At 59.9% G+C, this 25,315-nt stretch carries 23 protein-coding genes; 13 read left to right on the top strand and 10 right to left on the bottom strand.

Annotated elements, in window-relative coordinates; all coding sequences use genetic code 11:
* Nucleotide 1: 1 nt before the first annotated feature.
* Both PSH69_RS04690 and PSH69_RS04695 read right to left on the bottom strand, forming a co-directional pair.
* Nucleotides 2–3,103 (bottom strand): multidrug efflux RND transporter permease subunit, encoded by a 3,102-nt coding sequence (locus PSH69_RS04690; protein WP_305411202.1) that lies wholly within the window; start codon nucleotides 3,101–3,103, stop codon nucleotides 2–4.
* Nucleotides 3,100–4,260 (bottom strand): efflux RND transporter periplasmic adaptor subunit, encoded by a 1,161-nt coding sequence (locus PSH69_RS04695; protein WP_305411203.1) that lies wholly within the window; start codon nucleotides 4,258–4,260, stop codon nucleotides 3,100–3,102. The genes PSH69_RS04690 and PSH69_RS04695 overlap by 4 nt, the downstream gene beginning before the upstream one ends.
* A 983-nt stretch (nucleotides 4,261–5,243) precedes the next feature.
* Here PSH69_RS04695 and PSH69_RS04700 point away from each other — a divergent pair.
* Nucleotides 5,244–5,615, top strand: a complete 372-nt coding sequence (locus PSH69_RS04700; protein ID WP_086946445.1) for a DUF6124 family protein — start codon at nucleotides 5,244–5,246, stop codon at nucleotides 5,613–5,615.
* Nucleotides 5,616–5,776: 161 nt separating this feature from the next.
* The gene (locus tag PSH69_RS04705) at nucleotides 5,777–6,034 is read left to right on the top strand and encodes a hypothetical protein (RefSeq protein ID WP_018930146.1); all 258 of its coding nucleotides are present in this window, start codon (nucleotides 5,777–5,779) and stop codon (nucleotides 6,032–6,034) included.
* Between the two features lie 82 nt (nucleotides 6,035–6,116).
* On the opposite strand, the gene PSH69_RS04710 is transcribed toward PSH69_RS04705, so the two are convergent.
* The 5 genes from PSH69_RS04710 to norR all read right to left on the bottom strand — a co-directional run bounded on the left by PSH69_RS04710 (nucleotide 6,117) and on the right by norR (nucleotide 10,578).
* Nucleotides 6,117–6,866 (bottom strand): YkgJ family cysteine cluster protein, encoded by a 750-nt coding sequence (locus tag PSH69_RS04710; RefSeq protein ID WP_305411205.1) that lies wholly within the window; start codon nucleotides 6,864–6,866, stop codon nucleotides 6,117–6,119.
* Between the two features lie 83 nt (nucleotides 6,867–6,949).
* Complete coding sequence (locus tag PSH69_RS04715; protein WP_305411206.1) at nucleotides 6,950–7,276, bottom strand: hypothetical protein; 327 nt, start codon at nucleotides 7,274–7,276, stop codon at nucleotides 6,950–6,952.
* Nucleotides 7,277–7,347: 71 nt separating this feature from the next.
* Entirely contained in the window at nucleotides 7,348–7,806 is a 459-nt protein-coding gene (locus PSH69_RS04720; protein ID WP_305411207.1) for an N-acetyltransferase, read from the bottom strand.
* 27 nt (nucleotides 7,807–7,833) lie between these two features.
* Complete coding sequence (locus PSH69_RS04725) at nucleotides 7,834–8,736, bottom strand: chemotaxis protein CheV (RefSeq protein WP_305411208.1); 903 nt, start codon at nucleotides 8,734–8,736, stop codon at nucleotides 7,834–7,836.
* 288 nt (nucleotides 8,737–9,024) lie between these two features.
* Nucleotides 9,025–10,578: a nitric oxide reductase transcriptional regulator NorR gene (gene norR / locus PSH69_RS04730; protein WP_305411210.1), complete on the bottom strand. Its 1,554-nt coding sequence runs from the start codon at nucleotides 10,576–10,578 to the stop codon at nucleotides 9,025–9,027.
* A gap of 147 nt (nucleotides 10,579–10,725) precedes the next feature.
* Between norR and hmpA the strand changes: the two genes are divergently transcribed.
* The 8 genes from hmpA (at nucleotide 10,726) to cyoE (ending at nucleotide 18,853) form a co-directional block, all read left to right on the top strand.
* Nucleotides 10,726–11,907 carry an NO-inducible flavohemoprotein gene (hmpA, locus tag PSH69_RS04735; RefSeq protein ID WP_018930152.1) on the top strand — a complete coding sequence of 394 codons (1,182 nt, stop codon included), beginning with the start codon at nucleotides 10,726–10,728 and terminating at the stop codon, nucleotides 11,905–11,907.
* Nucleotides 11,908–12,086: 179 nt separating this feature from the next.
* Entirely contained in the window at nucleotides 12,087–12,647 is a 561-nt protein-coding gene (locus tag PSH69_RS04740; protein WP_305411211.1) for an ester cyclase, read from the top strand.
* Nucleotides 12,648–12,672: 25 nt separating this feature from the next.
* Complete coding sequence (locus PSH69_RS04745) at nucleotides 12,673–13,182, top strand: disulfide bond formation protein B (RefSeq protein ID WP_305411212.1); 510 nt, start codon at nucleotides 12,673–12,675, stop codon at nucleotides 13,180–13,182.
* 827 nt (nucleotides 13,183–14,009) lie between these two features.
* Nucleotides 14,010–14,954: a ubiquinol oxidase subunit II gene (cyoA, locus tag PSH69_RS04750; RefSeq protein WP_105347837.1), complete on the top strand. Its 945-nt coding sequence runs from the start codon at nucleotides 14,010–14,012 to the stop codon at nucleotides 14,952–14,954.
* A 3-nt stretch (nucleotides 14,955–14,957) separates the two neighbouring features.
* A complete protein-coding gene (gene cyoB / locus PSH69_RS04755) occupies nucleotides 14,958–16,988 on the top strand; it encodes a cytochrome o ubiquinol oxidase subunit I (RefSeq protein ID WP_305411213.1) in 2,031 nt (676 codons plus the stop codon).
* Between the two features lie 3 nt (nucleotides 16,989–16,991).
* Nucleotides 16,992–17,618: a cytochrome o ubiquinol oxidase subunit III gene (locus tag PSH69_RS04760; protein WP_019582330.1), complete on the top strand. Its 627-nt coding sequence runs from the start codon at nucleotides 16,992–16,994 to the stop codon at nucleotides 17,616–17,618.
* Nucleotides 17,619–17,954: a cytochrome o ubiquinol oxidase subunit IV gene (gene cyoD / locus PSH69_RS04765; RefSeq protein WP_008025399.1), complete on the top strand. Its 336-nt coding sequence runs from the start codon at nucleotides 17,619–17,621 to the stop codon at nucleotides 17,952–17,954.
* An 11-nt stretch (nucleotides 17,955–17,965) separates the two neighbouring features.
* Nucleotides 17,966–18,853, top strand: a complete 888-nt coding sequence (gene cyoE / locus PSH69_RS04770; RefSeq protein ID WP_305411214.1) for a heme o synthase — start codon at nucleotides 17,966–17,968, stop codon at nucleotides 18,851–18,853.
* Between the two features lie 132 nt (nucleotides 18,854–18,985).
* Here the strand turns inward: cyoE and PSH69_RS04775 are convergent, their stop codons facing one another.
* The 3 genes from PSH69_RS04775 to PSH69_RS04785 form a co-directional block, all read right to left on the bottom strand.
* A complete protein-coding gene (locus PSH69_RS04775) occupies nucleotides 18,986–19,690 on the bottom strand; it encodes a hypothetical protein (RefSeq protein ID WP_018930160.1) in 705 nt (234 codons plus the stop codon).
* Nucleotides 19,691–19,802: 112 nt separating this feature from the next.
* On the bottom strand, nucleotides 19,803–21,323 hold the full coding sequence (locus tag PSH69_RS04780; protein WP_305411216.1) for a HAMP domain-containing sensor histidine kinase: 1,521 nt from the start codon (nucleotides 21,321–21,323) through the stop codon (nucleotides 19,803–19,805).
* Nucleotides 21,320–22,036 (bottom strand): response regulator transcription factor, encoded by a 717-nt coding sequence (locus tag PSH69_RS04785; protein WP_305411217.1) that lies wholly within the window; start codon nucleotides 22,034–22,036, stop codon nucleotides 21,320–21,322. The genes PSH69_RS04780 and PSH69_RS04785 overlap by 4 nt, the downstream gene beginning before the upstream one ends.
* 152 nt (nucleotides 22,037–22,188) lie before the next feature.
* Between PSH69_RS04785 and msrB the strand changes: the two genes are divergently transcribed.
* Genes msrB through msrA form a run of 3 tightly spaced genes read left to right on the top strand, consistent with a single transcriptional unit; the run spans nucleotide 22,189 to nucleotide 25,292 of the window.
* Nucleotides 22,189–22,704, top strand: coding sequence for a peptide-methionine (R)-S-oxide reductase MsrB (gene msrB, locus PSH69_RS04790; RefSeq protein ID WP_305411218.1), 516 nt, complete (start codon nucleotides 22,189–22,191; stop codon nucleotides 22,702–22,704).
* A 43-nt stretch (nucleotides 22,705–22,747) separates the two neighbouring features.
* On the top strand, nucleotides 22,748–24,556 hold the full coding sequence (locus tag PSH69_RS04795; RefSeq protein ID WP_305411219.1) for a cytochrome c biogenesis protein DipZ: 1,809 nt from the start codon (nucleotides 22,748–22,750) through the stop codon (nucleotides 24,554–24,556).
* A 28-nt stretch (nucleotides 24,557–24,584) separates the two neighbouring features.
* Nucleotides 24,585–25,292 carry a peptide-methionine (S)-S-oxide reductase MsrA gene (gene msrA, locus PSH69_RS04800; RefSeq protein ID WP_305411220.1) on the top strand — a complete coding sequence of 236 codons (708 nt, stop codon included), beginning with the start codon at nucleotides 24,585–24,587 and terminating at the stop codon, nucleotides 25,290–25,292.
* The last annotated feature ends 23 nt before the right edge of the window (nucleotides 25,293–25,315 follow it).

Raw genomic sequence — 25,315 nt, forward strand, 5'->3', positions numbered from 1 at the left:
CTCAGTCTGTGGTCGCCAGCACCGGCTGCTGTGCTGGTGTGGGTCTATGGAATATCCGCTCAAGCCACAAGTATATGACTGGCGTAGTGAACAGCGTCAGCGCCTGGCTCACCAGCAAACCGCCGACCACCGCGATGCCCAATGGCTGGCGCAGTTCGGCGCCGGTGCCGTAGCCGATCATCAACGGCAAGGCGCCGAGCAGGGCGGCAAGCGTGGTCATGATGATCGGCCGGAACCGTGTGAGGCAGGCCTCATGGATCGCCTCCAGCGGTGGCAGGCCACGGTTGCGCTGGGCATCCAGCGCGAAGTCGATCATCAGGATACCGTTCTTCTTGACGATACCGATCAGCAGCACCAGCCCGATCAGCGCCATGATCGAAAAGTCCTGGCCGCAGATCCACAGCATGATCACTGCCCCGAGCCCCGCCGAGGGTAGGGTCGAGATGATCGTCAGCGGATGCACGAAGCTTTCGTACAGCACGCCGAGAATGATGTACACCGCCACCAACGCCGCCAGAATCAACCACGGCTGGCTGGCCAGCGAACTCTGGAACGCCTGGGCCGCGCCCTGGAAATTACCGCTGATGGCCGCTGGCATACCGATGTCAGCTTTGGCCTGGTTGAGCATGATCACCGCATCGCCCAGCGCCACGCCGGGCGCCAGGTTGAATGACAGGTTGGCCGCCGGGAACATCCCGTCGTGAGCGATGGACAGCGGGCCGATGGTCGGCGCATCGAATTTCGCCAGGGCCGACAGCGGCACCATTTCCCCACTCAGCGGCGAGCGCAGGTAGAAATAGTTGAGGCTTTCGGCCTTGCCGCGCTGTTTGGTGTCCAGTTCCAGAATCACGTTGTACTGGTTGGTCTGGGTCTGGAATTCATTGATCTGCCGCTGGCCGAAGGCGTCGTACAGCGCTTCGTCGACATCGCTGGCGGTCAGGCCGAAGCGCGCCGCCGCGGTGCGGTCGATGCTGATGTGGGTGATGCTGCCGCCCAGTTGCAAGTCGTTGGAAATGTCACGGAACGCCGGGTTACTGCGCAGTTTTTCCGTCAGGCGCTGGGTCCAGGTACTCAGGAGGGCGCCGTCATTGCTCTTGAGTACATATTGGTACTGGGCACGGCTCGGGCCGGAACTGAGGTTGATGTCCTGCCCGGCGCGCAGGTACAGCACGATGCCCGGGACTTTCATCAACTGCGGGCGAATCCGGTCGATGAACTGGCTGGCGGACACATCGCGGTCGCCACGTTTTTTCAGCGAAATCCAGAAGCGGCCGTTGGCGATGGTCTGGTTGCTGCCCGAAACGCCGACCGAGTGCGAGAACGTCTCGACGGCGGGGTCGGCGGCGACAATTTCGGCCATCGCCAAGTGTTTTTTCACCATGTCGCCGTAGGAAATATCTGCAGCTGCTTCGGTGGTGCCGAGGACAAATCCGGTGTCCTGTACCGGGAAGAAGCCTTTGGGGATGAAGATGTAGCCGGCGATGGCCAGACCGAGGGACAGGCCGAACACACCGATCATCAATGTCTGATGGGCGAGGGCGCGGCGCAGGCCTTTGTCGTACAGCGCCAGCAAGCGCTCGCCGAAACCCGGCTTGCTGTGGGCATGATGCACCGGTGCGCGCATGAACAGCGCGGCCAGCGTCGGTGCCAGGGTCAGGGACACCACCACCGAAATCAGAATGGTCGAGGTCGCGGTCAAGGCGAACTCCTTGAACAGCCGCCCGACCACGCCGCCCATGAACAGCAGCGGAATGAACGCCGCCACCAGCGAGAAACTGATCGAGACCACGGTAAAACCGATCTCGCCGGCGCCTTTGATCGCCGCCTCCCGCATGCCGTCGCCGGCCTCCAGGTGCCGGTGAATGTTTTCCACCACCACAATCGCATCGTCGACCACAAACCCGACGGACACCACGATCGCCACCAGCGTCAGGTTGTTCAGGCTGAAGCCCATGATGTACATCAGGGCGAAACTGGCAGTCAGCGACACACCGAGCACCGCTGTCACGATCAGGGTCGCCGACAGTTGCCGCAGGAACAGCGCCATCACCGCCACCACCAGCAGGATCGCGATCAGCAGGGTGACTTCCACTTCATGCAGCGAGGCGCGGATGGTCTGGGTGCGGTCGATCAACACCTTGACCTGCACCGAGGCCGGCAACATGGCATTCAGCGTCGGCAGGGCCGCTTGAATACGATCAACGGTCTCGACGATGTTGGCGCTCGGTTGCCGGAAAATCACCAGGTTCACCCCCGGCTGGCCGTCAGCCCAGGCCTGGATGTAGGCATCTTCTGAACCGTTGACCACTTTGGCCACGTCCTTGAGATGAACTGGGGCACCGTTCTTGTAGGAAACGATGAGTTGGCTGTAATCCTCGGGGTGGAACAACTGGTCGTTGGTGGACAGGGTCGAGATGCTCGACTCGCCGTACAACGCACCTTTGGCCTGGTTGAGGCTGGTTTTCTGGATCGCCAGGCGAATGTCCGCCAGGGTCAGGCCAATGGCGGCGAGTTTGTCCGCCGAGGCCTGCACGCGAATCGCCGGACGTTGCTGACCGGTGATGTTCACTTGGCCTACACCGTCGATCTGACTGATCTGACGGGCGAGCAGGGTTTCCACCAGATCGCTGAGTTCGGTGCCGGGCATTTGCGGTGAATTGATGCTGAGAATCAGCACCGGGCTGTCAGCCGGGTTGACCTTGCGCCAGGTCGGCAGGTTGGGCATATCTTTGGGCAGTTTGCCGGCGGCGGTGTTGATCGCGGCCTGGACTTCCTGGGCGGCGGTGTCGATGCTTTTGTCGAGGGTGAATTGCAGGGTCAGGATGGTCGAGCCCAGGGCGCTGCTCGAGGTCATCTGGGTCACGCCGGGGATGGCGCTGAATTGCACTTCAAGCGGCGTGGCCACCGATGAGGCCATGGTCTCCGGGTTGGCGCCGGGCAGCTGCGCGGCCACCTGAATGGTCGGGAATTCCGCTTCCGGCAGTGGCGCAATCGACAGTCGCGGGAAGGCGATGACGCCGAGCAATATAAGGGCAAAGGTCAGCAGGATCGTCGCCACCGGATGATCGATGCACCACGCGGAAATGGAACCGTGGCCCTTCATGGTTTTGGCTCCGACTGGACCACTTGCGCTGGCTCGCTCAGTACCTGAACCGTCGAGCCGGGTTTGAGCCTCGATTGGCCGTCGCTGACCAGCACGTCGCCCGGTTTAACGCCTTTGATAATGTCCTGGCCGCTGCCTTGATAGACCATCTGCACCTGCACGGCTTCGACCTTGTCGCCGTTGACCCTGTACACGAAATGTTGATCGAGCCCGCGTTGTACGACCGTGGGTGGCACCACCAGCGCATTTTTATCCAGCGCTGTCTGAATCTTTACCGTCACCAGCAGGCCCGGCCAGAGCTTCTGTGCGGGGTTGGCGAATTCGGCCTTGGCGCGGATGGTGCCGGTGTTGGCGTTGATCTGATTGTCGATCAGGGTCAGGTGACCTTCGCCCAGCAGGTTGCCGGTTTCACCGTCAGTGTCGGCACCGATATAAGCCTTGACCGGTGCTTGCTGTGGATCGTTGATCAGGCCTTGCAGGGTCGGCAGCATTTGCTGCGGCAGGGAAAACTCCACGGCGATCGGGTCGATCTGGGTCACCGTGAACAGACCTTGGGTGTCGGTCATGCGCAGGAAGTTGCCTTCATCGACTGTGCGAATACCAACGCGACCGGTGACTGGCGAGCGAATCTGTGTGTAGGAAAGCTGCACCAGAGCGGCGTCGATTGAGGCCTGATTGCCTTGGGCGGTGGCTTTGAGTTGGTTGACCAGGGCTTGTTGCTGGTCGTAGGTCTGCTTGGACACGCCGTCGTCGACACTGAGCAGTTTGTAGCGCTTGAGGTTGACCTGTGCCACTTGCAGTTGCGCCTGGCTTTCGCCCAGTTGCGCTCGGGTCAGGTCGAGGCTGGCGCGGATCGAGCGGTCATCGAGGGTGGCCAGCAGGTCGCCCTGGTTCACCAGTTGGCCTTCCTTGACCAGCAGTTTGGTGAGGATACCGTCGATTTGCGGACGCACGACCACGCTGTGCAAGGACAACACCGAGCCGATGCCGCTGACGTAGCGGGGCACATCTTTTTCGACGACGCTGACCACCCGCACGGGAATGGCGGTGGGGGCGGCCAGTTTGGTGGTGACGGGTTTGGTGGCGTACCACACGCCCAGTGCTGCCAGGGTGATCAGAAGGGCGGCGAGCAGGGCGGTTTTTTTCTGAATTCGCATGCGAGTGGGGCGCCGGGCTGAGTGGTCTGGTTTTGTCAGGTTTATACCTTCCTTTATAAACCTGTTCGCCGGTCAGGAGCGTGACTGGTAACTGACGGCGCTGTCAGTTTGGACCTCCTTTGGTTGTTGCTGATTCCTTTGGTCTTGGCGGCCTTTGGGTCGACCATGTTCTTGTGGGTGGTGTACATATCCGTTGCTGCGGTAACGGCGGCTTATGGTTTCGCCCTTGCGGCGAGTCCCTTTTGGCAAACGCCCCAAAAGGAACCAAAAGGTCTCGCCCCGAACGTACGGCCCCTCGCTGAGGCTCGGGGTTCCTTCGCTCCGGTATCCATCTGGGGGCATCGCCCTACGGTTGGCTTCGCTTCAACCTACATGCGATGTGTTCGACTGCGTCGAACGGCGCTGCGCGCCAATCCCCAGATGAACACCGGAACGAGGCCTCCCGAAGGGGCGGGTGAATCAAGATCAAAAGCGGCAGGCGAGCTAACGCTCGGCCTGTTGAGTGGTGAGGGGCGGGTGTGCACCGTTCAATGGTGGGGGGCTTGTTCGTGAAGGCGGCCTGACAGCCGACCAATCTCTTTCGTCTGTACCTGCACGATCATTCCCACGCTCCCGCGTGGGAATGCCACCAGGGACGCTCCGCGTTCCGCTTTTGAATGTTTAATCGATGTGCCTGAACGCAGACCTTTCCCACGTATCTTTCAGGTTGTTCGTCGGAAGCGGGCTCTCTAGTCTTTGGCTGTCGCTGACAATTCAGCGATCGGGTGTGAGAGCCCGGAAGAGGTTTTAATCCATCGCCAGTACCACCATAATCGCCGCCAGCTTATCCGCTGCCTGCAATGCTCTATGGCGGCTGTGTGCGGGCGGACTTCGGTCCGGCCGGGTTTGATCCTCTACCGGTTTCTCACTCCGCACATAGCTGCCACCACTCCGTCGCGTGAGAAACGATGAGTGATGGCTCCAATTGATTAGAGGATGTTTCAATGAGCAACAAGTTAATTCCCGATCCACCCTTCAACACCACCACCCCCAACGCCGAAGCCTCGCGCGCCGAAGAATTACTCAAAGACCGCGAAGCCATAAAACGCGCGCTCGACTACTACCTCGATCCCCCAACGCCCTACACCGAAAAAAAACGCCGCCCCAGCACCATGTTCATGGTCGCCCCGAATATGGATACCGAAAGCCTCCTGGCCCACGCCTACGAATCGTTAGCCACGGCGAGTGTCCTGGCCAGCGATTTCGCCAACGACCTGACCGGCCCGCAGCGCTACATGGCGCTGGCGATTCAACAGAGCATCATGCTGGCGGAGCTGGCGGTGAACCGGGCGCTGGATAACGTCGATCCGGCGTAGACCGCGTTATCGTTCATCGCGAGCAGGCTTGCGATGGCGGTTGGTCAGTCGGCACAAAACCCGACTGACCAGCTGCAGCCTGCAGCCTCCGACACAGGTATACTGCCGCCTTTCGCGGCTCGCCTACCGGGCCCGACTCTTTAGCATCACCCGGAGCTTTCATGACTTCCCCGACACAACCGCCGGTTGCCGACGCTTTGCGCGACGACCAGGCAGACCTGCCCGACAGCGTCGACTCCAGCGCCGACAGCGAAACCAAAGCGGCGATCCCGGCGTTCAAGTTTCCGTTCAAGCCGGGCGAACTGGCCGCCGCGAAGAGCGCCAGCCAGCCTTGGTACAAGAATGGCGCCAAGAACGGCCACACCAAGACCCCGGGCGCAGCGCCTCCCGGCACTCGTCGTTCGATGGGCAAGCGCTGAGTTTTTACCTGCGCGGTGCGTGATCTGCCGTCATCGCGAGCCTGCTCGCGATGAGGCCATTAAATGCAACACACCCTCGGGCTCAGGCCGCCCGCAACGAAATAAACGCATAGTTCAGCGGCGCTTCAGTCACCACCTGCGCCCCGGCTGCCTGCACTTGCCCGGCGATATCATCGCCAGACACATGAAACAGCCATTCACTATCCGCCTCAGCCTGCGATTGCTGCGCCACCTGATCGATCACCATGGCAAACGCGGTCATGTCCGGCAGATAAGCGGTAAACCCATCGCCCTTCAGCGCTGTCGTTCGAATCCCCAATAGCGCGCAAATCGCATCCTTGGCCTGAATCTCGTCGCGATCCGCCTGGCGGGAGCGCTGGATCAATCCCGCCAGTTCCTGATCGACCAGTTCACCGCCAACAATCAGATCCGGGCCTTTTTCCCATGACTCGGGCGGGCAATCCTTTGCTGCCGGGTTGAGCGGGATGTGTGGGTTGATTTCCATCGGATAGATGCGGCACACCAGCGGGCGGCGTTCGTAGATGCGGCAGAGGTTGTCTTCGTCAAGATTCCGGCAGGGGCCGACGTTGTAGGCGGCAAAGGTGATCGCCACATGCGCTTCGCAAGTGCCACTGCGAACCAGCGCCGAACGGCGTTCGGCGTGTTCGCGTTGTTGTGTTGGCAGGCCCAGGCCGTTGGCGAGAAAGGCTTCCACCAGCACGATCACCTGGCCGCCATCGGCCGCCCACATGCGGGCTTCGGCCAGTGTCAGGGGAACATGGTGGTCGGTGCAGCATTTGCCACAACCGACGCAGGAAAACGGTGTATTCATTGAACGGCCAGTGACCTGTGAGGGCATGAAACGGCGACAGAAAGCCACCGCAAAGGCCAGTGCCGAAGCAAGTTATGCGCCAGTCACTGCGCTTTTGCCGTTGGACGGATGGAGTCCCATTCGGTGACGTAGGCGGTTTTGCTTTTCTTGTTGTAGAGGCATAGCTCGGTGCCTTGCTGGCCTTTCATGTGTTTTTGCGGGTACTGGCCTTGCAGCAGGAGTGCGGTATAACCGACCCGGTCATCGAACTGCGCGGCGTTGCCGACGGGTTGGGGGTTTTTCAGGCCGCTGGCCTTGGTACAACTGGCGAGCACGGCTCTGTCGAAGGCGGCCCAGGCATCGGGGCTGGAGGCGTGGGCCTGGGCGGCGAGGGTGGTGAGACAGAGGAAGGTCAGGGTGGTGGCTTTCATGATCAGGCATCCTTGGCGTGTAGTGGTCAAGGTCGGAGTATGCCTGATGGCTTGCTCGCGAAAGCGGTGTGTCAGACAGGCACCGGCTCCCGCCGGACCACATACATCCCGGAACTTTCATACAAACCCCGCGCCCGAAGGTTGTCTTCCCGCACCTTCAAATCCACAAAACCTTCGCGGCGCTGCGCAAACACCTTGAAAGCATGAAGCAGCAGCGCACGGCCAAGTCCAACGCCTTGAGCGCGCGGATGCACCACCAAATCCTTGATGTAGGCACTGGTCCAGCACTGGGCGACGCCGACGATGCCTTCGGCATCCAGAGCGATGAAGCACAGGGTCGGATCGTATTCGGGATCGGCTTCAAACCGCTGTTGCCAGACTTCCAGCGCCGGTACGCGGCCGCCGCCATCCCGATAACCCAGTTCCATCAAGTGATGAACGGCTTCGGCAAGTTCGGGACGGTACTCGGTCAGCTCAACGCCATTTGGCCAAGTGGAAAGCGGCACATCCTCAGCGAGGTTGCGCCGCATCAGAAAGCAAAATTCCTCGGCCAACACTCAGTGACCTTGTTCGGCGACGGCTCTGGCCGCCTCGATCAGGCACTTGGTCAGTTCCGGTGAGGAGAACTTGGTCAGCACCGCGTTGGCCCCGGCCAGTCGAGCCTTCTCGCTGTTCATCGCGCTGTCCAGCGAGGTGTGCAGCAACACATAAAGGTGCGAGAAGTCCGGAGTTTCTCGCAGGGTGCGGGTGAAGGCATAGCCGTCCATCTCCGACATTTCGATGTCCGAGACGATCAGGTTGATCTGTTGGGCGGTGCCTTGCAGGTCCAGCAGGCAATCGATGGCTTCCTTGGCGCTGCGCGCAGTGTGGCATTGCAGGCCGAGGTTGCGCAGGGTGTGCACCGATTGTTGCAGGGCGACCTGGCTGTCATCGACCACCAGAATCCGTGCATTGCCCAGCACTTCAGCGTCTTCCATGCTCAGTTCGGTCGGGGCCATTTCGATTTGCGCCGGCGCAATGCCGTGGATGACCTTTTCAATGTCCAGCACCTGCACCAGCGTACCGTCGACCGACGTCACGCCGGTGATGTACGAGCGCACGCCGCCAGAGCCGAAGGGTGGTGGACGAATGTCGGTGGTCAGGCAGTGGACGATCTTGCTCACCGCCTGAACGTGCAGGCCCTGCTTGGAGCGGCTGACGTCGGTGACGATCAGGCAGCCACCGTTCGGGTCTTCCAGCGGTCGTTCGCCGATGGCGCGGCTCAGGTCGATCACCGACAACGACGCGCCGCGCAGGGTGGCGATGCCTTTGACGTGGGGATGCGACTCCGGCAGCTTGGTCAGCGGCGGGCAGGGGATGATTTCGCTGACTTTCAGCAGGTTGATCGCCATCAGCTTGCCGCTGCGCAAGGTAAACAGCAGAAGCGAAAGTGAATCTGCGCGGGCTTTGTTGGAAGACATAAAAACCTTCTGTGGAAAAGGTGAGGCGATTATGAGCATCGCCAACCGCTATCGATGCCGGGTTATCGACTTGTTGGGGGCTGGCTTTAGGGGAAATGCCCATTGCCAGCCAAACGGTGACCCCTGTGGCGAGGGAGCTTAACTGTGGCGAGGGGGCTTGCCCCCGTTGGAGCGCGAAGCGGTCCCTGATTTTTCCAGATAGAACTCCATCGTTGAATTCACGACCGCTTCGCGGCCGAACGGGGGCAAGCTCCCTCGCCAAAAGGGTATTACTTCATTCTGGTGAAACTATTTCATGCCCAACCGCTTGGCCATCCGCCCCAGGTTCGCCCGATCCAGACCCAACTCCCGCGCCGCGCCGGCCCAGTTGCGGTGGTGCCGTTCCAGGCAAGCGCTGATCAGTTGGCGCTGATAGTGCTCGGTGGCTTCACGCAAATCCCCTGGAACCAACACAGCCGTCGGCGCAGCATCCACCGGTTCTGGCGCGGGTTCAATGCTGCCATTGGGTAAATCCAGATCCGCCGCGCTCAAACTGAGAATCTTCGGCCGTTGCTTGCAATTACCCAGCGCCTTCAACGCACTGCGGCCAATCAAGTGCTCCAGCTCCCGCACATTCCCCGGCCAACCATACGCCAACAATGCCGCTTGGGCATCGCTGGTCAGGCGCAGGCTGTTGAGGCCCATGCGTGAGCGGTTTTGTTCAAGGAAATAGCCGCTGAGCAACAGCACATCCCGACCGCGATCCCGCAATGCGGGCACCTGCAACGGGTAAACGCTCAGGCGATGATAGAAGTCGGCGCGGTAGCGGCCGCTGCGTACTTCCTCGGCCAGGTCGCGGTTGGTCGCCGCGATCAGTCGCACGTCGACCTGATGCTCCTTGTCCGACCCCAGCCGCTGCAATTGCCCGCTCTGCAGTACCCTCAGCAATTTGGCTTGCACCGCCAGCGACAGTTCGCCCACTTCATCGAGGAACAACGTGCCGCCATTGGCCAGTTCGAACTTGCCGCGACGATCGTTCGTCGCCCCGGTGAAAGCACCGCGCACGTGGCCGAACAGTTCGCTCTCCACCAGGGTGTCTGGCAGGGCGGCGCAATTGAGGCTGATGATCGGTTTGTCGGCCCGGGGCGACGCGGCGTGGATGGCCTGGGCCACCAGCTCTTTACCGACCCCGGTTTCCCCGGTGATCAACACAGTGAGATCGCTGCCGCCCACCAGATTGATCTCTTCCACCAGTCGCTTGTAAGTCTTGCTCTGGCCGATCATTTCACGGTTCTGCTGGCCGCTGGCCTGGCGGTAAACCTCGGCGCGCTGATGTTCGTCTTCGACGCGATTGGCCAGCCGTTCGATGCGCTCGGCGGCGTTTACGGTGGCGGCGGCGAGGCTGGCGAAGGCTTGCAGGGCGTCCAGTTCGATCGGTTCGAAACGTTCGGGGGCGAGGGCGTCGAGGGTCAGCAAACCCCACGGACGTTCGTCGATAAACAACGGGCAGCCCATGCAGTCGTGGACTTCCAAATGCTCGTGCAGGCCATCGATCAGGCCGTCATAAGGATCGGGTAAGTCGCTGTCGGCGGCGAAGCGGGTCGGGCCGGGGCTGCTGAGCAGCGCTTCGAAGCGCGGGTGTTCGCTGACCTTGAAGCGTCGGCCGAGGGTGTCGGTGCTCAACCCGTCCACAGCCAGCGGCACCAGCCATTCGCCGTCGAGTCGCAGCAGGGCGGCGGCATCGCAAGGGAGCAGGGCGCGCATGGCTTCGAGCAAGCGCCGGTAGCGCTCGCCTTCGGGCAGTTCGCGGGACAGGTCGGAGACCAGGGGCAGCAAGGTCGTGAGCAGTAATTTTGCAGTCATAATGACTCCGTGTAGTCGGTGTGACTATAAAGCCTCTGGTGTCGATATGACTACGGTGTTTTTAACTATTTGATTTATAAGGTTTTAATTGTTGGCATGGAAACTGATAAGCAAAGGGTATTCATATAAAGCCCAGGAGTTGCTCTTATGCTTAGCGTTCAAGACCGTGCCATCGTCAAATCCACCGTGCCGCTGTTGGAAAGCGGTGGCGAGGCATTGATCACTCACTTCTATCGCATGATGCTCTCCGAATACCCGGAAGTCCGCCCGCTGTTCAACCAGGCCCACCAGGCCAGCGGCGATCAGCCCCGCGCCTTGGCCAACGGCGTGTTGATGTATGCGCGGCATATCGACCAGCTCGATCAGTTGGGCGACCTGGTGGCGAAGATCATCAACAAGCATGTGGCCCTGCAAATTCTCCCGGAACATTACCCGATCGTGGGCAGCTGCCTGTTGCGAGCCATCTCTGAAGTGCTGGGCGACGAAATTGCCACGCCTGAAGTGATGAGCGCCTGGGGCGCGGCGTACAACCAACTGGCCGAAATCCTGATCGGTGCCGAAGCCAGTATCTACGACCAGAAAGCCCAGGCACCGGGGGGCTGGCGCGGCGCGCGGGAATTCATCGTGGCGGCCAAGGTCGAGGAAAGCTCGGAAATCACTTCGTTCTACTTCGAACCAGCGGATAAAGGGCCGATTCTCGCGGCCGAGCCCGGCCAGTACATCGGCATGAAACTGATCCTCGATGGTGAGGAAATCCGGCGTAACTATTCGCTGTCGGCGCTGGCGAACAAGGGCCAGTACCGCATCAGCGTCAAGCGCGAAACCGGCGGTCGTGCCTCCAACCATTTGCACGATCAACTGCACGTCGGCGCGAGCATCATGCTGTTTCCGCCAGCGGGCGATTTCACTCTGACCGCCAGCGACAAACCGCTGGTGCTGATCAGTGGCGGCGTCGGCATCACCCCGACGCTGGCAATGCTCGAAGCGGCGCTGGCGACCGAGCGGCCGGTGCACTTTATCCACTGCGCGCGCAACGGCAGCGTTCATGCCTTCCGCGACTGGATCGACGGGCTGGCCGAGCGTCATCCGCAGCTCAAGCGTTTCTATTGCTATGCCGAAGACGATGGCGTCAGCCCGGCGGCGGACAAGGTTGGTCTGTTGAGCCAGGAGCAACTCGGCGAGTGGTTGCCGCAGCAACGCGACGTGGATGCGTACTTCCTGGGGCCTAAAGGCTTCATGGCGGCGATCAAGCGTCACCTCAAGGCCTTGGGTGTACCGGAGAAGCAAAGCCGTTACGAGTTCTTCGGGCCGGCTGCGGCGTTGGAGTAAGCGGTTGCGGCGACTCGGGAGACCGAGTCGCCTTCATCGCGGGCTTGTTCGCGAATGGCCGCACCACGGTCCCGATTCGTAAAAAACGCTTAAAAGTTAATCCGTTCTTAACCGGTTTATCGTTTATTCCCCGATGCTGATGATAGGCGCTCGTTCGTTTACATGATCAGGATCGCCCCATGACTCACATCACTTTCTCCCGCCGTTCAACTCTGGCCGGCCTCAGCCTGACCGCTGCGCTGTTGGCGAGCCCCTTTGCTTGCGCCGAGCCGGCCTTGCTCCAGCCGCAATCCCTGATCGTCGATCAGAGCCTGCCCAAGGCGCAGCGCGATGCCATGGAGTTGGCCGCCCGGCGTTACGGCAGCTTCTGGAACACCGGGGAGGAGGCGTTGGCCAAGGCGGCCTTGTCGGAGCAGTTCGTCGACAAGACCCCGCCCGAAGGCCGGGTCCAGGGGCCGACCGGGCCGTTACTGGCGTCGAAGTTCTTTCGCACGGCGGTGCCAGACCTGAGCTGCGAGATCGAACAAATGATCATTGCCGGTGATCGGGTGGTGGTGCATTTGCACTTTCGCGGGCACTTCACCGGCCCGTTCAAGGCTCTCAAAGGTCAGGGCCAGCGTGTAGACTTCCGGGCAACCGATATCTATCAGATCGACAACGGTCGCATTGCGGCCAATTGGCATATCGAAGACAACATCAGCCTGATGCAGCAGCTGCAAGCGCAGCCGCCGGCGAGCTGATCCACGGACACAGAAGGGAAACGCGATGAGCGAGGAAACAATGCGGTTGGGACGTGAACGGCGCTATCTGGTGTTGCTGGGCATCATCTGCCTGGCATTGATCGGTGGCGCGCTGTACATGCAAGTGGCTCTGGGCGAGGCGCCGTGCCCGCTGTGCATCTTGCAGCGCTACGCATTGTTGCTGATCGCGCTCTTCGCGTTTATCGGCGCGGCGATGCGCACCCGTCGCAGCATCACGCTGTTCGAGGCATTGGTGGTGATCAGCGCCATCGTGGGCGTCGGGGTGGCCGGGCATCACGTCTACACCCAGCTGTACCCGGAAGTCAGCTGCGGTATCGATGTGCTGCAGCCGATCGTCGACGGCCTGCCGCTGGCGAAGATCTTCCCGCTGGGCTTCCAGGTCGACGGTTTCTGCTCCACGCCATACCCGCCGATCCTTGGATTGTCCCTGGCACAGTGGGCGCTGACGGCGTTCGTGCTGGTCGTGGTGCTGGTGCCGCTGCTCACTTGGCGTAACCGCAAAGCGCTGCGCTGAGGCCGTCCGCCGCACCGTTGCAGGAAACAAAAAACGCCCCGGTCCTCGTTGAGAGGCCGGGGCGTTTTGCATGTTCAAAGCTCAAGTGAAAAGACCTTGATGCGCGACAATTATGGGTGCGGCATGTGTGCGACATGTTGTCACAGCTCGAGTGTCGCAAGTCATTTCAAGACATGGAATCGGGACATCTTCAGGTACCCAAAACGGGCTCTGCAAGCCACTACCGCTTTCAGGGTCAATCAGCCGAAACAGGCAGTTTTAACAGGGGCTGGCGAATTGCCAAAGCCCTTGTCACATAGGGGGTAGAGCAGGGTCTGAGGCGAGCGCAGAGCCCAGGAAGCTGTCTGAACTTCGCGCGGTACACCTACATTTTTTGGTGTTTTTGTTGAGAATTAATTTCGATACCATGGCCCACTTTTGCAAAAACCGTGAATGATTGTTGCTGGAACGGATAAAAATTATTTCGGGATGAGACATGGTTTATGAATCGCTACATATCTACAATCGCCCGCACTGAATTCCCGGCACTGCTCATCCTGACTCAGGCTTATGAGTAGAACAGGGCGTCGAGAAGCCTGATGGCTTCATGCGACTCCCCGTTGTCGGTGCCTTCCGACGATCCGCACCAAATGGAATTGGTCTGTAACAAGGCCCTTGACCACGAATTCGAATAAGAACATACCGCAGGCCCAGCAATTGTCGAACCGCGTCTGACGCGCGACGGGCAGGCCCTTATTCAATCCAAGAAAAATGCCAACCCTTGGCAGGGTGAAGTGTTGGCGATCAAAACCCAACTGCATTGCGCAAGCTGCTTTAGAGGTCGTGAGATGAGTAAAAACAGGTACCCCAGACTACTAGGCTTATTGCCGCTGCTCGGCACGTTGTTGCTGGGAGGCTGCAACATGACCTTGCTCGATCCCAAGGGCCAGGTCGGCCTGGATGAGCGAAACCTGATCATCACCGCAACGCTGCTGATGCTGTTGGTCGTCGTGCCGGTCATCGTCATGACGTTCCTGTTCGCCTGGAAATACCGCGCATCCAACCCGAATGCCGTCTACACGCCAAAATGGTCCCACTCCACCAAGATCGAAATCGCGGTGTGGACTATTCCGGTACTGATCATCATTGCCCTGGGTTACGTCACCTACAAGTCGACCCACGCACTGGATCCTTACAAGCCGCTGGAATCCGACGTCAAGCCAATCACCATTGAAGTGGTCGCGCTGGACTGGAAGTGGCTGTTCATCTACCCGGAACAAGGCATTGCCACGGTCAACAAGATCGTGTTCCCGGCGCACACCCCGGTCAACTTCAAGATCACTTCCGACGCCGTGATGAACTCGTTCTTCATCCCTGCTCTGGGCGGTCAGATCTACGCGATGGCGGGCATGCAGACCAAACTGCACCTGATCGCCAACCAGAACGCTGAAATGGACGGTATCTCCGCCAACTACAGCGGCGCGGGTTTCACCGGCATGAAATTCAAAGCTATCGCCACTTCTCAGGAAGATTTCGACGCCTGGGTAAGCGAAGTCAAAAAGGCACCTAAACAGCTTGAAAAAGCTGAATACGAAGCCCTTTCCAAGCCAAGCCAGAACAACCCAGTCGAGCTCTACTCCTCGGTCACGCCGAACCTGTTCCAGATCATCGTCGACAAGTACGAAGGCATGAAACCGGGCAAGCCAATGCACCACGAGAAGAAAGAGCACGAAGTGGCCGCCATGGAAGGGATGGACATGAGTTCGCATTCAGCTGCCGGGGCAGAGGAGTAAACGATGTTTGGTAAATTAAGTTGGGAAGCGGTCCCGTTCCACGAACCGATCGTGATGGTGACCATCGCCATGATCGCGCTCGGTGGTCTGGCACTGTTCGCTGCAATCACCTACTTCAAGAAGTGGACCTATTTGTGGACCGAGTGGTTGACCTCGGTCGACCACAAGAAAATCGGCGTGATGTACATCGTCGTCGCCATGGTCATGCTGCTGCGTGGTTTTGCCGACGCCATCATGATGCGTACCCAGTTGGCCATGGCCACCGAGGGTTCGCCTGGCTACCTGCCACCTGAACACTATGACCAGATCTTCACCGCTCACGGTGTGATCATGATCATCTTCATGGCGATGCCATTCTTCACCGGCCTGATGAACCTTGCAGTGCCGCTGCAGATCGGCGCGCGTGACGTTGCCTACCCGTTCCTGAACTCCCTGAGCTTCTGGCTGCTGGTTTCCGGCGTGGTGCTGATCAACCTGTCCCTGGGCGTTGGTGAATTCGCCAAGACCGGTTGGGTTGCCTATCCGCCGCTGTCGGGCCTGCAATACAGCCCGGGCGTGGGGATGGATTACTACATCTGGGCGCTGCAGCTATCCGGGCTAGGTACGACGCTGACGGGGGTCAACTTCCTGGCCACCGTGCTGAAAATGCGTACCCCTGGCATGAAGCTGATGGACATGCCGATCTTCACCTGGACCTGCACCTGGGCCAACGTCCTGATCGTGGCTTCGTTCCCGATCCTGACCGCTACCCTGGCTTTGCTGACGCTTGACCGCTACATGGATTTCCACATTTTCACCAATGAACTTGGTGGCAATCCGATGATGTACGTCAACCTGTTCTGGGCCTGGGGTCACCCCGAGGTTTACATCCTGATTCTGCCAGCGTTCGGGATCTTCTCCGAAGTCATCTCGACCTTCACCGGCAAGCGTCTGTTCGGCCACCACTCGATGGTCTACGCATCGGGCGCGATCTCGATCCTGGGCTTCATGGTTTGGCTGCACCACTTCTTCACCATGGGTTCGGGTGCCAGCGTCAACGCCTTCTTCGGTCTGGCGACGATGCTGATTTCGATCCCGACGGGTGTGAAGCTATTCAACTGGCTGTTCACCATCTATCAAGGCCGTCTGCGTTTCACCAGCCAGGTTCTGTGGACCCTGGGCTTCATGGTGACCTTCGCCATCGGCGGCATGACCGGCGTACTGCTGGCCATCCCGGGTGCTGACTTCGTACTGCACAACAGCCTGTTCGTGATCGCGCACTTCCATAACGTGATCATCGGCGGCGCGGTATTCGGTTACATCGCAGGTTTCGGCTTCTACTTCCCGAAAGCGTTCGGCTTCAAGCTGCACGAAGGCTGGGGCAAGGCAGCATTCTGGTTCTGGATCTCCGGCTTCTTCGTCGCGTTCATGCCGCTCTATGTACTGGGCTTCATGGGCATGACCCGTCGTCTGAACGCCACCACCAACCCTGAGTGGGTACCGTACCTGTACGTTGCCATGTTCGGTGCGTTGATGATTGCTGCGGGTATCGCCTGCCAGCTGATCCAGCTGTACGTGAGTATCCGTGACCGCAAGCTGCCGCAGAACATGTGCGAGCACGGCGACCCATGGAATGCCCACACCCTGGAATGGTCGACCTCCTCGCCACCACCGTTCTACAACTTTGCCGTGCTGCCAAAAGCAGAAGGCATCGACCCGTTCACCGAAGCCAAGGAAAACGGCACCGCGTACAAGGCTCCGGCCAAGTACGAGCCGATCCACATGCCAAACAACACCGCGACCGGTCTGGTCATGGGTGCTCTGTTGACCGTGTTCGGTTTCGCGATGATCTGGCACATCTGGTGGTTGGCCATCGTTGGTCTGGTTGGCACCGTGGGCTACTTCGTGATCCACGCTGCACGTGATGATCAAGGCTATATGGTGCCGGTCGACGTGATCGAGCGCATCGAAGCCGAGCAGCACAAGCGTCTGGTAGCGGCCGGGAAAATTCCAGCCACCACCACCCGTGTTGAAACCTCGTTGGAACAGGCTTAAACCATGTCGAACTTAGTGACCAATGCTGGACACACCCATGTCGATGGACATGGGCATGATGACCATCACCACGACTCGGGCGAGATGACCGTATTCGGTTTCTGGCTCTACCTGATGACCGACTGCATTCTGTTTGCGTCGATCTTCGCGGCGTACGCGGTACTGGTTAACAACGTAGCGGGTGGCCCGTCGGGCCACGACATCTTCGAGCTGCCATACGTACTGGGCGAAACCGCTCTGCTGCTGTTCAGTTCGATCACCTACGGCTTCGCCATGCTGGCGTTGTTCAAGGGCAAGAAGAACCAGGTCCTGGGCTGGCTGGCCCTGACCTTCCTGTTCGGCGCCGGCTTCATCGGCATGGAAGTCAACGAGTTCCACATGTTGATCTCCGAGGGCTTCGGTCCTAGCCGCAGCGGCTTCCTGTCCGGGTTCTTCACCCTGGTCGGCACCCACGGTCTGCACGTGACCAGCGGTCTGATCTGGATGGCGATCATGATGTATCAGGTGCAGAAAAACGGCCTGACGGCGACCAACAAGACCCGTCTGAGCTGCCTGAGCCTGTTCTGGCACTTCCTGGACGTGGTGTGGATCTGCGTATTCACCGTTGTTTATCTGATGGGGACTATGTAAATGGCTAACGCTCATTCCCACGATAGCCACGACGCCGGCCACGGCAGCGTCAAGTCCTACGCTATCGGTTTCATTCTGTCGGTGATCCTGACTGTCATTCCTTTTGGCCTGGTGATGTACCCGTCGCTGCCTAAAGCCCTGACTCTGTGGATCGTACTGGCCTTCGCAGTGATCCAGGTGCTGGTGCACCTGGTGTACTTCCTCCACTTGGACCGTTCGGCAGCGCAGCGTAACAACGTGATTGCGTTTGTTTTCGCCGCGATCGTAATCGTCCTGTTGGTAGGCCTGTCGCTGTGGATCATGTTCAGCATCCACACCAACATGATGGCGCACTGAGGTAAGTCCGGATGTCCTTGAAGCACTTTATCCAAATCACCAAACCGGGGATCATTTTCGGTAACGTGCTTTCAGTGGCAGGCGGATTTTTCCTGGCCTCCAAAGGGCATGTCGATCTGGCCATCTTCCTGGCCGCGATGATCGGCACCTCCCTGGTGGTGGCCTCCGGTTGCGTGTTCAACAACTGCATCGACCGCGACATCGACCTGAAGATGGAACGCACCAAGAACCGGGTGCTGGTCCAGGGCTTGATCTCCCTGAAACTGGCCCTGGCTTATGCGACCGTCCTGGGTGTCGCCGGCGTTGCGTTGTTGTACAAGGTGGCCAACCCGTTGGCCGCGCTGTTCGCGGTGATCGGTTTTGTCATCTACGTCGGCTTCTACAGCCTGTACCTCAAGCGCAAGTCGGTTCACGGCACGCTGGTGGGCAGTCTGTCGGGGGCGATGCCGCCGGTGATCGGTTACGTCGCCGTCAGCAATAACTTCGACATGGCCGCGCTGACGTTGCTGGTGATGTTCAGCCTGTGGCAGATGCCGCATTCCTACGCCATCGCAATCTTCCGCTTCAACGATTACCTGGCCGCATCGATTCCGGTGCTGCCAGTGAAGCGCGGCATTGAAGTGGCCAAGAAACACATCCTGCTCTACATCCTGGCCTTCCTCGTGGCGACCTTGATGCTGACCTTCAGCGGCTACGCCGGCATGAGCTACCTCGCCGTCGCCGCGGCCATGGGCATGTACTGGCTGTACATGGCCTGGACCGGCTACAAGGCAGTGGATGACACGGTCTGGGCACGCAAGCTGTTCGTGTTCTCGATCTTCACCATTACTGCGTTGAGCGTGATGATGTCGCTGGACTTCAAAGTGCCGGGCGAGTTGTTGCTGACGTACGCGCCTTAAGCGTCGGATGCTGTAAAGAAAAGCCCCGCCCTTTCGATAGAAGGGTGGGGCTTTTTCGTTTAATCACGATTGGTGTACAGGCAATAAAAATCCCCGCTCGATGGTGGGGATTTTTGTGTGCAGCGTTTAGCGTTACTGCGCGGCGATGCTGTAGCCGTCGAACGCGGTCTGCTGCTGCAGCGCGGTGATGATGTTTTTGCGGTTGACCGGTTGTTCGGCCCCGGCATTGTCCAGGAACGTCTCGCTTTCCAGCTCCGCTTCTTCGCCTTCGCCGACGAAAGTGAAGCCCAGGAATTCCAGCGCTTCACGGTCAACGTTCAGGCGCGAGCGCGGGGTGCGCAGGGGCAGGGTGACGCTGATGCCGTCCTTGCTTATGGTGAACACTTCGACTTCTTTCTTGGCGCGAGCCGCTTTGCTCTTGCCACTGCTCGGGTTGCTGATGGCCTGGTGAGTCTGGTTCAGCACTTTCAGCGCCAGGCCATAAACGATTTCCTGGAACGCCGGGTCGTCCTTGAAGCTGGATAGAATGCGGCTGATCGGGAATTTGCTGCTCAAGTCTTCCAGGGCGGCAATGTCGGCCGCTTCGGCGTCTTTCAATTGCTTGAGTTCGCCCATCAATTCGTAGGCTTTATCGTCATCGAAGCTGTCGTGAGCCTGGCGAATCGCGGCGCGCAGTTCGCGGATCTGGTCGCTTTCCCGGGTGGATTGAAAAGCATCCAGAACCATCTCGCTGATGGTCTTGGCCTGAGGCACGTGTTGTGAAAGATTGATGGAGTTTTCGTATTCCGCTTTGGACGACAAGGTGACTACGGATTCAGCGGTATTGGAATCGGACATTGAAATTTCACTACTTCTTTAACTTGGATTGAGGCGAGAAAGCACGGGGCTTTTTCAGGCCGCCTAATCTATTGGACCCACGCTGCGTTGTCACGGATGAACAGGTGGCTGGTCAGTATTTTTGGTGAGAGGTTTTAGACCGAGCCATCCATTGCTCTGCCGTTTGCTCATCCGCCGGCAGGGAAAAACGAAAAGTCGCGCCGCGTCCCGGCACATCGATCAGCTCGATCTCGCGCCCGTGCAATTGCAGGATCCGGTGCACGATCCGCAATCCCAGCCCGCCATCGCGCCGTGCGCCGCCAATGTTGAATGGACGCAGAAACAGACCTTCGCGTAATTCGGGGGCGATTCCGGGGCCGGTGTCGCTGACGGTCACTTCGATAAAACACCCTTGAGGGCGGAGGCTGAGTTCGATTTCTCCGCCTGGGGGCGTGTGGCGCAGGGCGTTGTCGAACAAATTGGTCAGCACCCGCTCGATCAGCCCCAGGTCGGCGCAGGCCACGGCGACGTTGGGGGCGAAGGTGGCCTTGAGTTCGATCTGGCGCGCTTCGGCGCTGAGTTCGAATTTCTGAAAAATGTCCTGCACCAGATCGGTCAGGGAGAAGCGCTCCAGCACCGGTTGCACGAAACCGTGTTCCAGCCGCACCAGTTCCAGCAGTGATTGCGCCAGGCCGCCGACCTTGCGGCTCTGATCCAGGGCGATTCCCAGATAACGTCGGCGGTCGGCGGGAGACAGTGTGGCGTCCTTGAGCGACAGGGTTTCCAGGTAACCGTGCAGCGAGGCCAGCGGTGTGCGCAGGTCGTGGGAGATGTTGGCCACCAGTTCACGACGCTCCTGATCCTGACGGGTCAGCGAGCGCCATTGTTCACCGAGGCGCGCTTGCATCTGCCGAAAGGCCGCGTCGAGTACCGCTATTTCATCGTGGCTGGCGGCCTTTTCTACCGGCTCCGGCTCAGGTTCCGGCGAAGCGTTTGGAACGCCGTTGATATCAAACTGACTGACTTTCTCGGTCAAGCGCCGCAATGGCCGGGTGATCAGGGCAAATGCCGTGAGGCCGGCAATCAGGCACAGCAACGCCACCAGCCCAATGGACAACAATGCGGTATTGAGCGCGGCGCTGGTGGCACCGCGTTCGGCGAAGCGGTCATGCGCTTCGCTGAGCAACACCACGTACAGATAACCGGCCGGCTGACCGTTGACCCGCAAAGGCGCGGCGCTGAACACCTTGCGACCGTCGACGCTGCGTGGATCGTCACCCAGAATCGGCAGGGCCTCGCCTTTTAGCAAACGCTGGATCGGCACCAGATCGACCTGCTCCCGATGTATCCGGCCTTCGGGCGCGGCGCTGCCGACAATCCGGCCTCCTGTGTCCAGCAGATAGACCTCGACACTGGGATTGACCAGCATCAGTTGGCTGAACAGTTCGCGCACCGCATTGGGCATCGGGCCATTGCGGTCCATCAACACGGTGTCGTGGGCGATGTGTTGCGCCAGATCCCGCGACAAACCCTGCACCACTTCCAGTTCATGCATCTGGTTGGAGCGCACCTGCATCCATGCCGAGGTACCGCAGCACACCAGCAACAGCACGGCGAACACCAAGGACAGGCGTTGAGTCAGGGTCAGCCTCATGGCTGCTCTCCGCTTGTTGCGAATTTGTAGCCACGGCCCCACACCGTGAGGATGCGCGCCGGTTGCGCCGGATCGGCCTCGATCTTTGCCCGCAGGCGGTTGATATGAGTGTTGACCGTGTGTTCATAGCCTTCGTGGCTGTAGCCCCACACCGCATTGAGCAGGTCCATGCGCGAGAAGACTTTGCCAGGCTGACGGACAAAGAAGTACAGCAGGTCGAATTCCCGTGGCGTGAGGTCAAGACGCCGGCCGTCGAGGGCGACTTCACGGGTGATCGGGTCGATGGACAGGCCATCGCTGATCAGACTGCCAGCATCCATTTTCAGATTGCGGGCCATGGCGTCGACCCGTCGCAGCAGTGCCTTGACCCGTGCCACCAGCTCGAGCATCGAAAAGGGTTTGGCCAGGTAATCGTCGGCGCCCAGCTCCAGTCCCAGAATCCGATGCACTTCGCTGGAGCGCGCACTGGTGATGATGATCGGTGTGTAACGAGCCATGGCCCGGGCGCGGCGGCAGATTTCCAGGCCATCGACGCCGGGCAGCATCAGGTCGAGGATCAGTGCGTCCCAGCTTCCTTGCTGCAACAGACGCATGCCCTCGTCGCCGTCTGCGCAGTGCACTACCTCGAACTGCTCATCGCGCAGATGCAGGCAGATAAGGTCGGCGATGTGCAGGTCGTCCTCGACCACCAGCACGCGTTTGGTCTGTTCCATGGAGCTCGATCCTTTGTGACGCAATGAACACATTGTGCGGGTTTTCCTGAGGTTGAGTTATCACGAATTATTTAACTCCTCGTGAGGATTTGGCGATCAACTCAAGCCTAGGCTGTGTTCCATGCAAGGCACCTGGAATTTTGGAGAAGGCCATGTTTTCACGGCGACAGTTTCTTGTAGCGAGCGGCGGGCTGGGGGCTGCAGCCCTGGTGATCGGTGTATTGCCAAAATTTTCCACAAGCATTGCGCTGGTCGATGAAGCCCGCGCGCAGGAGGTTTTCGAGGTGACCCACAGCGACAGCGAATGGCGTGCCCGGCTCAGCGCCGAGCAGTACGAAATACTGCGCGAAGAGGGCACCGAACGGGCCTACAGCAGCCCGCTGAACAACGAGCACCGCAAGGGCGTTTTTGCCTGCGCCGGTTGTGATCTGCCGTTGTTTTCTTCCGACACCAAGTTCGACAGTCGCACCGGTTGGCCGAGCTTCTGGGCCCCCCTGGACAACGCGGTGGCCACCCGACAGGACCGCTCCTTCGGTGTATTACGCGAAGAGGTGCACTGTCGTCGTTGCGGCGGTCATCTGGGGCATGTCTTCGAGGATGGGCCAAAGCCCACCGGCCTGCGCTACTGCATGAACGGCCTGGCGCTGACCTTCAAGCCACAGGCGTGATCCATGGGCACTTCCTTTCACTCACTTCATGCAGGTCGACGATATGTGGCTTCTGGTCCTCGCTTATCTCGGTGGTGTGCTGACGATTGTCAGCCCGTGCATTCTGCCGGTATTGCCCTTTGTCTTCGCTCGCACCGGGCAGCCGTTTATGAAAAGTGGCTTGCCGCTGCTGGCGGGGATGGCGCTGACCTTCGCGCTCGTCGCCTCGTTGGCGGCGGTGGGCGGCGGTTGGGTGGTGCAAGTCAATCAATACGGTCGCTGGCTCGCGTTGCTGTTCGTTGCACTGTTCGGGTTGACGCTGTTGCTGCCGCGGTTGGCCGAACGCCTGACGCGTCCATTGGTGGCAGCCGGCGGTCGGCTGTCGGAAGCCGCGGGCGCCGATGCCCGGCCGCGTCCCGGCGCTTCATTCCTGATCGGCGTCGCCACGGGCCTGCTCTGGGCACCCTGCGCCGGGCCGATTCTGGGTTTGCTGCTGACCGGCGCGGCGCTGCAAGGGGCAAGCATCGCAACCACTCTGTTGCTGCTGGCTTACGCGGCCGGTGCCGCCACTTCTCTCGCTGCGGCACTGCTGCTGGGCGGTAAAGTCTTCGCCGCAATGAAGCGCTCGATAGGCGCGGGCGAGTGGCTGCGTCGAGGCCTGGGCGCTGCGATGCTGGTTGGTGTGGTGGCGATAGCCCTGGGACTGGACACCGGGATTCTGGCGCGGGTTTCAACGGCGTCCACCGGCGGTATCGAACAGGCGCTGGTCAACCGGTTGGCCAGTAAGACTCCGGCCAACAGCGGGGCGATGATGGCGCAGATTCCACGGGCCGGCGATCAACCCGCCGGCAGCATGATGGCCGCTGGAGATGCGATGAAAGTGACCGCGAAGGCGCCGAACGCGCTGCCGATTGAGGGCAGCCTTCCATCGCTGGACGGCGCCGTGCAGTGGCTCAACTCGCCCCCACTCACCGCTCAGGCGTTGAAGGGCAAGGTCGTGCTGGTGGATTTCTGGACTTACTCCTGCATCAACTGCCTGCGCACCCTGCCGTATGTGAAGGCCTGGGCTGAGAAGTATCGCGATCAGGGTTTGGTGGTGATCGGTGTCCATGCGCCCGAGTTTGCCTTCGAGCGGGATGTGGGCAATGTCACCAAAGCCATGAAGGACCTGGGCATCACCTACCCGGTGGCCATTGATAATGACTACAAGGTCTGGCGTGCTTTCAACAATGAATATTGGCCGGCTCATTACTTTGCCGATGCTCAGGGACGCATTCGTTATCACCATTTTGGTGAAGGCAAGTACGCCGAATCCGAGCAAGTGATTCAGCAACTGTTGCGTGAGGCGGGGGCCGCGAAAGTCGCGCAGGGGCTGATCAATGCCAACGCCCAGGGTGTTCAACTCGCCCCGGACATGAATGAAGTGCAATCGCCCGAAACCTATGTCGGCTACCGACGGATGGAGCATTTCGCCTCTGAAACCAGCCTGGTGCCGGACAAGGCGACTGCCTATAAGCCACCGTCACAACTGGCCCTCAATGACTGGAGCCTGGACGGACAATGGGCTGTCGGTCCGGAGCGGGCCGTTTCAAACGCTGCGGCCAGTCGTATCGTCTATCGGTTTCACGCTCGCGACTTGCACTTGGTGTTGGGCCCCGATGCTGACGGCAAGCCGGTGCGTTTCAAAGTGTTGATCGACGGCGAGCCCCCAGGTAATGCCCACGGTATCGATGTCGCGCCCGATGGCAGCGGCAGCGTCACCGAGCAGCGGTTGTATCAACTGGTACGCCAGAGCACAGGCGTAAAAGACCGGACGTTCAGCATCGAGTTTCTCGATCCGGGTGTGTCGGCGTATGCGTTTACCTTTGGTTGATAGCCCCCATTCATTCAGGAGACAGCCCATGAAAACCCCATTCAACTGGCGTCGCACATTTCTGGGTTTGGCCGCCGCCAGCGTTATCGGTCAGTGCTCTGCATTCTCGTTCGCAGGCGTCGAAGAGGCGGTCGTCATCCCGGCGCCGACGCTTGACGAAACCACCCAGGCGCACAGCGAAACGGCGGTTTTTGCCGGCGGTTGCTTCTGGGGCGTCCAAGGCGTGTTCCAGCATGTCAAAGGGGTGAAGAATGCGGTTTCCGGTTATGCCGGTGGCGCAGCCAACACCGCTCAATACGAGCGAGTCAGCGAGGGGGATACCGGCCATGCGGAGGCCGTCGAAGTGACCTTCGATCCGGCTCAGGTCAGTTACGGCACCCTGCTACAGATCTATTTCTCAGTGGCCCACAACCCCACCGAACTCAACCGCCAGGGCCCGGACCGGGGCACTCAATATCGGTCGGCGCTGTTCCCGAAAAGCACCGAACAGCAACGCGTCGCCCAGGCTTACATCACCCAGCTCGACGCTGCCCATTCGTTCAATAAACCGATTGTCACCAAGCTGGAAAGCTACAACGGTTTCTACCCGGCGGAAGAGGAGCATCAGGACTTCCTGACCGAGCATCCGACGTACCCCTACATCGTGATCAATGATCTGCCGAAAGTGTCGCAGTTGAAGCAGTTGTATCCGGATCGGTATCAGGAAAAACCAGTGTTGGTGAAAGCGGGCATGTAGGCAGACGGCGGTCAGGGCGGAGT

The sequence above is a fragment of the Pseudomonas sp. FP1740 genome (assembly GCF_030687165.1).
GTDB lineage: Bacteria > Pseudomonadota > Gammaproteobacteria > Pseudomonadales > Pseudomonadaceae > Aquipseudomonas.

Coding starts and splice junctions, on each gene's coding strand:
- PSH69_RS04690 (WP_305411202.1), bottom strand. CDS start 3,103: ATGAAGGGCCACGGTTCCATTTCCGCGTGGTGCATCGATCATCCGGTG.
- PSH69_RS04695 (WP_305411203.1), bottom strand. CDS start 4,260: ATGCGAATTCAGAAAAAAACCGCCCTGCTCGCCGCCCTTCTGATCACC.
- PSH69_RS04700 (WP_086946445.1), top strand. CDS start 5,244: ATGAGCAACAAGTTAATTCCCGATCCACCCTTCAACACCACCACCCCC.
- PSH69_RS04705 (WP_018930146.1), top strand. CDS start 5,777: ATGACTTCCCCGACACAACCGCCGGTTGCCGACGCTTTGCGCGACGAC.
- PSH69_RS04710 (WP_305411205.1), bottom strand. CDS start 6,866: ATGAATACACCGTTTTCCTGCGTCGGTTGTGGCAAATGCTGCACCGAC.
- PSH69_RS04715 (WP_305411206.1), bottom strand. CDS start 7,276: ATGAAAGCCACCACCCTGACCTTCCTCTGTCTCACCACCCTCGCCGCC.
- PSH69_RS04720 (WP_305411207.1), bottom strand. CDS start 7,806: ATGCGGCGCAACCTCGCTGAGGATGTGCCGCTTTCCACTTGGCCAAAT.
- PSH69_RS04725 (WP_305411208.1), bottom strand. CDS start 8,736: ATGTCTTCCAACAAAGCCCGCGCAGATTCACTTTCGCTTCTGCTGTTT.
- norR (WP_305411210.1), bottom strand. CDS start 10,578: ATGACTGCAAAATTACTGCTCACGACCTTGCTGCCCCTGGTCTCCGAC.
- hmpA (WP_018930152.1), top strand. CDS start 10,726: ATGCTTAGCGTTCAAGACCGTGCCATCGTCAAATCCACCGTGCCGCTG.
- PSH69_RS04740 (WP_305411211.1), top strand. CDS start 12,087: ATGACTCACATCACTTTCTCCCGCCGTTCAACTCTGGCCGGCCTCAGC.
- PSH69_RS04745 (WP_305411212.1), top strand. CDS start 12,673: ATGAGCGAGGAAACAATGCGGTTGGGACGTGAACGGCGCTATCTGGTG.
- cyoA (WP_105347837.1), top strand. CDS start 14,010: ATGAGTAAAAACAGGTACCCCAGACTACTAGGCTTATTGCCGCTGCTC.
- cyoB (WP_305411213.1), top strand. CDS start 14,958: ATGTTTGGTAAATTAAGTTGGGAAGCGGTCCCGTTCCACGAACCGATC.
- PSH69_RS04760 (WP_019582330.1), top strand. CDS start 16,992: ATGTCGAACTTAGTGACCAATGCTGGACACACCCATGTCGATGGACAT.
- cyoD (WP_008025399.1), top strand. CDS start 17,619: ATGGCTAACGCTCATTCCCACGATAGCCACGACGCCGGCCACGGCAGC.
- cyoE (WP_305411214.1), top strand. CDS start 17,966: ATGTCCTTGAAGCACTTTATCCAAATCACCAAACCGGGGATCATTTTC.
- PSH69_RS04775 (WP_018930160.1), bottom strand. CDS start 19,690: ATGTCCGATTCCAATACCGCTGAATCCGTAGTCACCTTGTCGTCCAAA.
- PSH69_RS04780 (WP_305411216.1), bottom strand. CDS start 21,323: ATGAGGCTGACCCTGACTCAACGCCTGTCCTTGGTGTTCGCCGTGCTG.
- PSH69_RS04785 (WP_305411217.1), bottom strand. CDS start 22,036: ATGGAACAGACCAAACGCGTGCTGGTGGTCGAGGACGACCTGCACATC.
- msrB (WP_305411218.1), top strand. CDS start 22,189: ATGTTTTCACGGCGACAGTTTCTTGTAGCGAGCGGCGGGCTGGGGGCT.
- PSH69_RS04795 (WP_305411219.1), top strand. CDS start 22,748: ATGTGGCTTCTGGTCCTCGCTTATCTCGGTGGTGTGCTGACGATTGTC.
- msrA (WP_305411220.1), top strand. CDS start 24,585: ATGAAAACCCCATTCAACTGGCGTCGCACATTTCTGGGTTTGGCCGCC.